Annotated in this window: 4 protein-coding genes and 1 pseudogene; 1 reads left to right on the plus strand and 4 read right to left on the minus strand. The window is 59.0% G+C overall.

The features are described 5' to 3' along the window. Window positions 1-105: 105 nt before the first annotated feature. Window positions 106-1,038 carry a LysR family transcriptional regulator gene (locus LD28_RS0108405; protein WP_081959466.1) on the minus strand — a complete coding sequence of 311 codons (933 nt, stop codon included), beginning with the start codon at window positions 1,036-1,038 and terminating at the stop codon, window positions 106-108. Between the two features lie 521 nt (window positions 1,039-1,559). On the opposite strand from LD28_RS0108405, the gene LD28_RS0108410 reads away from it, so the two are divergent. Then, window positions 1,560-4,661, plus strand: a complete 3,102-nt coding sequence (locus tag LD28_RS0108410) for a glucosidase family protein (protein WP_033136532.1) — start codon at window positions 1,560-1,562, stop codon at window positions 4,659-4,661. Between the two features lie 96 nt (window positions 4,662-4,757). Here LD28_RS0108410 and ruvC read toward each other — a convergent pair whose 3' ends face one another. The 3 genes and pseudogenes from ruvC to LD28_RS0108425 form a co-directional block, all read right to left on the minus strand. Continuing rightward, complete coding sequence (gene ruvC, locus LD28_RS0108415) at window positions 4,758-5,279, minus strand: crossover junction endodeoxyribonuclease RuvC (protein ID WP_033136529.1); 522 nt, start codon at window positions 5,277-5,279, stop codon at window positions 4,758-4,760. A 156-nt stretch (window positions 5,280-5,435) separates the two neighbouring features. Further along, entirely contained in the window at window positions 5,436-7,760 is a 2,325-nt protein-coding gene (locus tag LD28_RS0108420; protein ID WP_033136530.1) for an acyl-CoA dehydrogenase, read from the minus strand. A 48-nt stretch (window positions 7,761-7,808) separates the two neighbouring features. Next, window positions 7,809-8,089, minus strand: a pseudogene (locus LD28_RS0108425) (TetR family transcriptional regulator); the annotation flags it as partial.

Genomic DNA, 8,089 nt, shown 5'->3' on the forward strand with positions numbered 1-8,089 from the left:
TTCCATCGCCATGAGTACGGCGCTGGAAAAGCGGGGTGAGCAGCAAGCGCGCATTGCGGAGGCAAGCGCGGAAGCCGGGCGGGCCGAGGCGGGATAAACGCGGGATCAGAAGGTGGCAATCAGGGCGCTATTGCGGGTGATTTGAGCCTGGATCTCCTGACATAGCATCTGAATGTGGGGCTCATCGATCTTCTCGCGAGGGATATAAATACCGATAGTCCCCTTGTTGTACTCTTCGCCCATATTCAGCTGGCCAATACCGAATCGGGAAAAATAATCGGCCATGCTCACCGGATAAGGCATGACCGCATTGCTGCTATTGACAATATCAATGCTGGTGAGCAGGGAGTTGCTGCTATAAATGATTTTGTCATTCAACTTCATGGCGGCGCGTTCCTGTTTTTTTCTCGCCAAATCATCGACCAGATGCAGATATTTATCCTCATCCGGCGTCACCAGCAGGCTGGGATAATCGACCAGATCCTGCTTGCTGCATATTTTCCCTGTGAGGGGATGACCCGCTCTGACAAATACCCCATCGTGAGAAATAAATAGCGGGATAAATATCAGGCTGTAATTTTTGGCCAGCCCGTGAATTTCATGTCCGAGAAACAGATCGATATGATTGCCCAACAGCAGATCGAGCAGGCGCAGATGGTTGCCGACTTCAATGTTGATGGCGCAGGATGGGTTGGCTTGCTGATAGCGGGCGGTGACAGGTTGCAATACCGGCTGCCACCACGCATGTCCGGTGCCCACGTTCAGCGGCCGCGCGGTGCGCTCGCGCAGGGTGGCCAGCTGCCTGAGAGTGTCATCGTAGATCCGTTGCATTACGCGCGCCTGCTCCAGCAGCAGCTCTCCGGCGGCGGTAAGCGTCACGCCGCCAGCGTGTCTGACTAGCAAGGTCGTCTCCAGACTCTCCTCAAGCTTTTTCATGTTGTGCGTCAGCGTTGGCTGGCTGAGCCCCATTTTCCTGGCTGCCAGACTGACATTTTTGTGGGTGGCCACTTCAATAAACTGTCTTAGATGTTTGTCCACTAACATGGCGTCCGGTCATGGTCTGGTGGTGCGCCAAGCTAGTGTAATCACCATGGGCTGTCAATTATTCCCCTTCGCTGACGGGCTATTTTTTATGTGGCTCCCTTCACGTTGTATCCAATTCATTTTTGCCATTCGATAGCCGGTTTGGTGCGGGCGATCACGTAATTTCACCTGGTTATAGATGTTATCTATGTCGCTGGTGTCGCGGTCTATTTTTCTGGTGAATGCTGACCACGTAGACTGGCAAAAACAGTTTTACTCAATGCTGTTTCAATAAAAAAACAAAAAAGTAACGAAGGGAAAATATGAAAATTCGTCCATTGGCTTTATCCGTGGCGTTATGCTGCGGCGGGGTTCTTTTGTCCGGTTGTAACGACAGCTCATCCAGCGGCAACGATAACGAGGTCAAACCCGAGGTGAAGGCGCCCTGGGATTTTGATCTCTATATGGTCGGTGAATTTAGCGGCTGGGGCCGTGAGGAGAAGTTCAAACTGACCTTCAAGGAGGGTGTCTATCGTCTGGACAACCTGAAAATGAACTCGGGTATGTCCCCCTTCAAAGTGGCTGGCCCCGAGTGGACCAAATATCCCGATTTCTCTGCGGACTCCCGCAAGGAGACCAGCATCTTCCCCGGTCAGGTCTACCCCATGTACTACCAGAACAACGGGCAGAACAACCGTCTGGTGGTGACGGAAAAGGGGCTGCTCGACATTCAGGTCAAGGTGACCAAGGCCGATCTGGCTGCTCCGGCCATCGAGTTCTCCATGGCCCGTGATGACCCCAATTACAGCGAGAGCCTCTATCTGAAAGGGATTGATGGCAATCTGGAACCCGTGCTGCAGATGGTCTATCAGGGGGACAGGCAGTATGTGATGGTGGCCAAGCTGACGGCGGGTGAGCACAAGATAAAGATCGCCTCCGCGCAGGAGGGGATCGGTTTTGGGCTCAATGGCGTCATTGCATTGAACAACCCGGTCAAGATGCAGCGCTGCGATGCCCAGTGCCAGCTGGCAACAGTGCGGGTGGAGCGGGAGGGGTATTACAAGTTCCTGCTGGATGCCAGCCAGGATGAGAACGCCCCCCTGTTGCAGGTCAGCGTCGCTGGGGAGGGTGACCTTGGCATGATCAATCCCCATGAAGGGCATGAGCTGATCGAGAAGCGCGAGTATGAGACCTATAAGCCCGGGGTGAAGGAAACGGCAACCTTCTCGGTCAAGCAGGCCGGTGACGAGTATCGTAGCTATGCGCAATCGACCACTCAGGAGCTGCGTGATCCGGGCGAGAACTTTACCACCTATCAGGAGCAGTCCGATCTGCCCCGCTTGCGATCCGGCAACATGGTCTTTGATGCCCTGTTTGCGCTGGCCGCTCACGAGATGCGCCAGAACAGCGTGGCTCAGGTCAAGGATGGCAGTTACAACGGTGGTCAGGCGATCCCTTGCGACTGCTTTGAAACCGGCGCCAAGTGGCATTACGTCTGGACGCGGGATCTCTCCTACGCCACCGATCTGGGACTGGGGGTGCTTGATCCTCAGCGTGCGCGCAACTCCCTGCAGTTCAAGCTCTCTGATTTCAGAGCCGAGCTGAAAAGCGATATGGACAGTTTGATCCCGCAAGGACGCCAGATCATTCAGGATACCGGTACCGGGGGCAGCTGGCCCATCAGTACCGATCGCATGAGCTGGGCCCTGGGGGCCGAGCGGGTGCTGGCCGCCCTGCCGGATGCCGAGCGCAGTGCGTTCTTGCCCGAGGTGTTTGAAGGGCTGAGCAACACCATAGAGAGTGATCGTCTGGCCGCTTTTGATCGCGCTGATGGTCTCTACGTGGGGGAGCAATCCTTCCTCGATTGGCGCGACCAGACCTATGCCAAGTGGATCACCGCCGATATCGCCCACATCGGCATGAGCAAATCCCTCTCCACCAACGTGACCCACTATCAGGGGTTGTTGCTGGCCGCGCTGGTGGCGGGTGAACTGGGTCGCGATGAGCTGGCAAGCCGCTATAACCAGTGGGCGGGCGAGCTGAAACTGGCGATCAATCGTGCTTTCTGGCTGGCTGACGAGAAGATGTATGCCAGCCTGATCAACACCACTACCGATCAGAGCCCGGCCTACAAGTTCGATCTATTGGGGGAATCCCTCGCCATTCTGGCCGGTGTTGCCGATGAGGCGCAGGCCAAAGAGATCATCAGTCGTTACCCCATGGGCCCTTATGGCGCGCCGGTCTACTTCCCGCAGCAACCCGATATGCCGGTTTACCATAACCGCGCCATCTGGCCCTTCGTCTCCGCCTACGGGCTGAAGGCGGCGGCCCTGGTGCAGAACGTTGCCGTGGTCGATCACCATATTGACTCCCTGATGCGCGGCGCCGCGCTGAACCTCTCCAACATGGAGAACCTCGAGTGGCTCTCCGGCCAACCCTCTCTGATGGATCTGACCCATCCCGATTTGACGGGGCCGGTGATCAACTCCCAGCGCCAGCTCTGGTCGGTCGGGGGTTACCTTGGCATGGTGACCGACACCACCTTCGGCTACAAAGTGGAAGAGGGGGGGATCCGGATCAAGCCGTTCATTACCTCCCACCTGCACCGCTTGCTGGGGGCCAAGCCTGAGGCTGCGCTCAAGGGGTTGAACTATCGTGGCAAGCAGATCGACATCGTGCTGCACCTGCCGGAACTGGGCGGGGAGGGCAGTTACTATCCGGTGCAGAGCGTGACGCTCAATGGTGCCCCGGTGGGTGAGCTGATCAGTGAAGGGATGCTGGCCGCCAGCAACCGGATTGAAGTGACGCTTGGTGCTGCCGTGGCGGACGATCAGGGGATCCGCCTGATCAAGGATGTGGCGCCGCTGGATGTCGAGAATCGTCAGGTATTCGCACCGACCGAGCCAACCTTGCTGGGGGTCAGCGAGCAGCAGGGCAAGTTGATGGTCGCCTTGCAGGACACTATCAACAAGGGGGCGATCAGCTACAACATCTATCGGGATGGCAAGCGGGTGGCCTCCGGTCTGGATAGGGCGACCAGCTGGGTCGACGATATGGCACTGCAGCCGGGCAAGGCCTATTGCTACAGTGCCGAGGCGGTCTATCCGGAGTCCGGCAACCGCTCCCATCATGCCAAGCCGGTTTGCTATCAGCCTGCGCTGCAACATATCGCCATCGATGGGGCCAACGTCTCCCATACCGGCAGCGTGAGCGCCGCCGATGGGGCCATTCCCGTCCCTTACCTCAAGGATTGGGGCCGCCCTGACGACAGCTTGCTGGTGCAGGGGGTCAAGCTGGATGGCAAGCGCACCATTCGCCTGCAATACAGCAATGCCCAGCATGCCATCAATCTGGGGGTGACCAACGGGGTGAAACGGATCTCGGTAGTGAGCGGTGGCCAGGTGGTCGCCAGCGGCATGGTACAGATGCCCCATGTGATGAAAGAGGGCGACCTCAAACCGCTGCGTGACTCAACGCCATTCGTGGTGGATCTGCCCGCCGGGGAGTATGACATTCGGGTGAGCGATTTCTACAACATGAGCTATCTGAAGGCGAACGACACCTACAACGATGCTGGAGGTCAAAAGGGCGCGGTCAATCTGATCGATTTCGCCAGCATCACTGTCTCGGCCCGCTAAGCGGTCAAACAAAATGGCCAAACAAAACCGCCCCGGCTAGCCGGGGCGGTTTTTTATTTAGCGATGCAGAGGTGATCCGTGCGGGTGAGCAAGGGCTCAGCGATAGCGGCCACGTACCGAGCTGCTGGCGCGGCCTGCCATCTTGATTAGGCTCTGGCGGGTGTGCAGGTGGCACAGTGCGACGCCGAGGGCATCTGCCGCATCCGCCTGCGGGGTGGCGGAGAGTTTCAGCAGATGGGTCACCATATGCTGCACCTGCTCCTTGGCGGCGCCGCCGGTGCCGACCACCGCCTGCTTGATCTGGGTGGCGGAGTATTCGCTCACCGGCAGATAGGCGTTGACCGCTGCGACGATGGCGCTGCCCCGGGCCTGCCCCAGTTTCAGGGCCGAGTCGGCGTTGCGGGCCATAAAGACCCGCTCGATGGCAAACTCGGTGGGTTTGAACTGGGTGATGATTTCGCAGACCCCGTCATAGACCTGCTTGAGGCGCGCTGGCAGCTCGCCACAATCGGTGCGGATGCAGCCAGAGCCCAAGTATTCAGCCTTGCCGCCCACGACCCGGATAACCCCGTATCCGGTGATCCGCGATCCCGGATCGATGCCCAAAATAATGCTCATGGGTGTTGATTGCTCTAAAGGCGAGTGATGGTCGCCAAGATAGCAAACTGCGGCCCGTTTGGCTGCATACTGTATGTACGAACAGTAAAAAGAGGGCTTTAATATGACAAAAACGGCCCCGAAGGGCCGTTGCGTCATAACAGAGTGCGGTCAGGATCAGGCTGCGTGATCGACCTTGTGTGGCTGGGAGAATCCTTCCAGCTCGCCCGGGGCGAAGTTGTCTACCTGAATCGCTTCGTAGCGCAGGGCATCGGCGGCCAGCAGTTTGTCCGCTTCGTCCTTGCTCAGGATGGAACCGGCAAGCGCAGCGGCAACCAGCTCCGGCAAGGCCAGTTTGCGGGGCAGTTTGCCCTCTTTCTGGGCCTGCACCAGCTTCTTCTCGTAAGGCTGCACCGCCACCATGGCCTGGAAGGCGCGCTCCATCAGGCCGACCGGATCCGCATCGTCCTTGCCCACATAACAGAGGGCGGTCAGACGGTCGCGGAACTCGCCCGGCTTCATCATGGCCAGACAGATGGCGTGGCAGCGATCGTCTGCCGGCATCTTGTAACCGACGCCGAACGGGAACACCACACGCTTGAGCACGGCACCCACCACCTTGTTCGGGAAGTTCTGGAAGAAGCCCTCGAACGCCTTGCCAATCAGGTAGAGGTTGCGCTCCACCGCGTACTGCACGAACGGCAGATCGGAGACCATGCGGCCCTGATCCTCGTAGTGCTTGAGGGTGGCGGAGGCCAGATAGAGGTGGCTCAGCACGTCACCCAGACGGGCGGAGATCATCTCCTTGCGCTTGAGATCGCCACCCAGCATCAGCATGGAGACGTCGGCACACAACGCCAGCCCTTTACTCATGCGGGAGAGCTGCTTGTAGTAGCGGGCGGTTTCGCCAGCCACCGGCGCGCTGTTGAACTGACCCAGGGTCAGCCCCTGGAACAGGGCGCCAAAGAAGTTGCCGGTACCGAAGGCGATGTGTTTGATCAGCAGGGCGTCAAACTTCTCGAGACCGCGCTCCACGTCGGTGTCGGCGGCCGCTTCCAGCTCGGCAAACACGTAAGGGTGGCAGCGAGTGGCCCCTTGCCCGAAGATCATCAGGTTACGGGTCAGGATGTTGGCCCCTTCCACCGTGATGGCGACCGGAATACCCATGTAGGCGTAGCCGGTGTAGTTTTTCGGGCCCAGCTGGATGGCACGACCGGCGTGGATGTCCATGGAGTCATCCATGATCTGGCGCGCCATTTCGGTCATGTGGTACTTGGAGATGGCGGTGACGATGGCCGGTGCCTGACCGAGATCCAACGAACCAGCAGTCATGCGACGGGCCCCTTCCAGCTGATAGGTGAGGCCGCCAATGCGAGCCAGCGCCTCTTGCACCCCTTCAAACTTGCCGATGGACATGCCGAACTGTTTGCGCACGTAGGAGTATGCGCCCACGGTGCGGCTCGCCATGTGACCGCAAGCGGTACCCAAGGCAGGCAGCGAGATGCCGCGACCGGCGGAGAGGCACTCCACCAGCATGCGCCAGCCACGGCCAGCGTAATCCGGGCCGCCGATGATCCAGTCGAGCGGAATGAACACATCCTTGCCGAAGGTCGGGCCGTTCAGGAACGCCAGACCCATGGGGTAGTGGCGATCGCCGACGCGCACGCCGGGGTGGCTGGTGGGGATGAGCGCGCAGGTGATGCCCAGCTCTTCCTTGTCACCCAGCAGTTTTTCCGGGTCATAGAGTTTGAACGCCAGCCCCAGCACGGTAGCGCGGGGCGCCAGGGTGATGTAGCGCTTGTTCCAGTTGAGGCGAATACCCAATACCTCTTCACCCTTGTGCATCCCTTTGCAGACGATCCCCTTGTCAGGAATGGCGCCCGCATCGGAGCCCGCTTCCGGCCCGGTCAGGGCGAAGCAGGGCACTTCCTTGCCGTTGGCCAGTCCCGGCAGCCAGAAATCTTTCTGGGCCTGGGTACCGTAGTGCATCAGCAGCTCGCCCGGGCCGAGAGAGTTTGGCACCATGACGGTGACCGCCACGCTCAGGCTCTTGGTGGCAATACGGGTGACGATGGTGGAGTTGGCAATCGCCGAGAATTCGCGGCCGCCGTAGGATTTCGGGATGATCAGGGAGAAGAAGCCTTCCTTCTTCAGATAGTCCCACACCGGCTCCGGCAGGTCTTTGGTTTCGTTGACGATCTTGAAGTCATCGACCATGGCGAGCAGGGTTTCGACCTGATTGTCGATAAAGGCCTGCTCTTCGGCGCTCAGTTCGGCCTTGCCGTAACCGTGCAGTTTTTTCCAGTCGGGGTTGCCGCGAAACAACTCGCCATCCCACCAGACGGAGCCAGCTTCCATGGCCTCCCGCTCGGTAGCTGACAAGGGCGGCAGTATCTTTTTGAAGATGCCGAACACCGGACGGGTTACCACCTTTTTACGGATGGAGGGTACGCCGAGCACAACGGCTATCGCCAGCACCAGCAGGACAAGCAATGTGATCATACCGAAGTTCCTTCTATTTCACTGTTTCCGTTGATTTATTGTTGGTTGTTACACGGCCAGGGAGAGCCTGGTCGACTCCACGGGCGCCCCGACTCCGGACGCCAGATAAGGAATAACGTTGCGCACCAGCCCTTCCACATCGAGCTGCTGGCCAAAGTCGGCCAGGGCGATGTCGCGTAGCGCATCGGCGGAGGCCATGGTGAACACGACAGTGCCCAGGGTGAAGTGCAGGCGCCAGAAGAGATCCGCTGGCGACAGGGCCGGATTGGCCTTGGAGATCGCCTGGGTGATCCGCATCAGAATGGGGCCGTAGTGGGCGGTGATAAAGC

Source organism: Aeromonas finlandensis (genome assembly GCF_000764645.1).
Taxonomy (GTDB): Bacteria; Pseudomonadota; Gammaproteobacteria; order Enterobacterales; family Aeromonadaceae; genus Aeromonas; species Aeromonas finlandensis.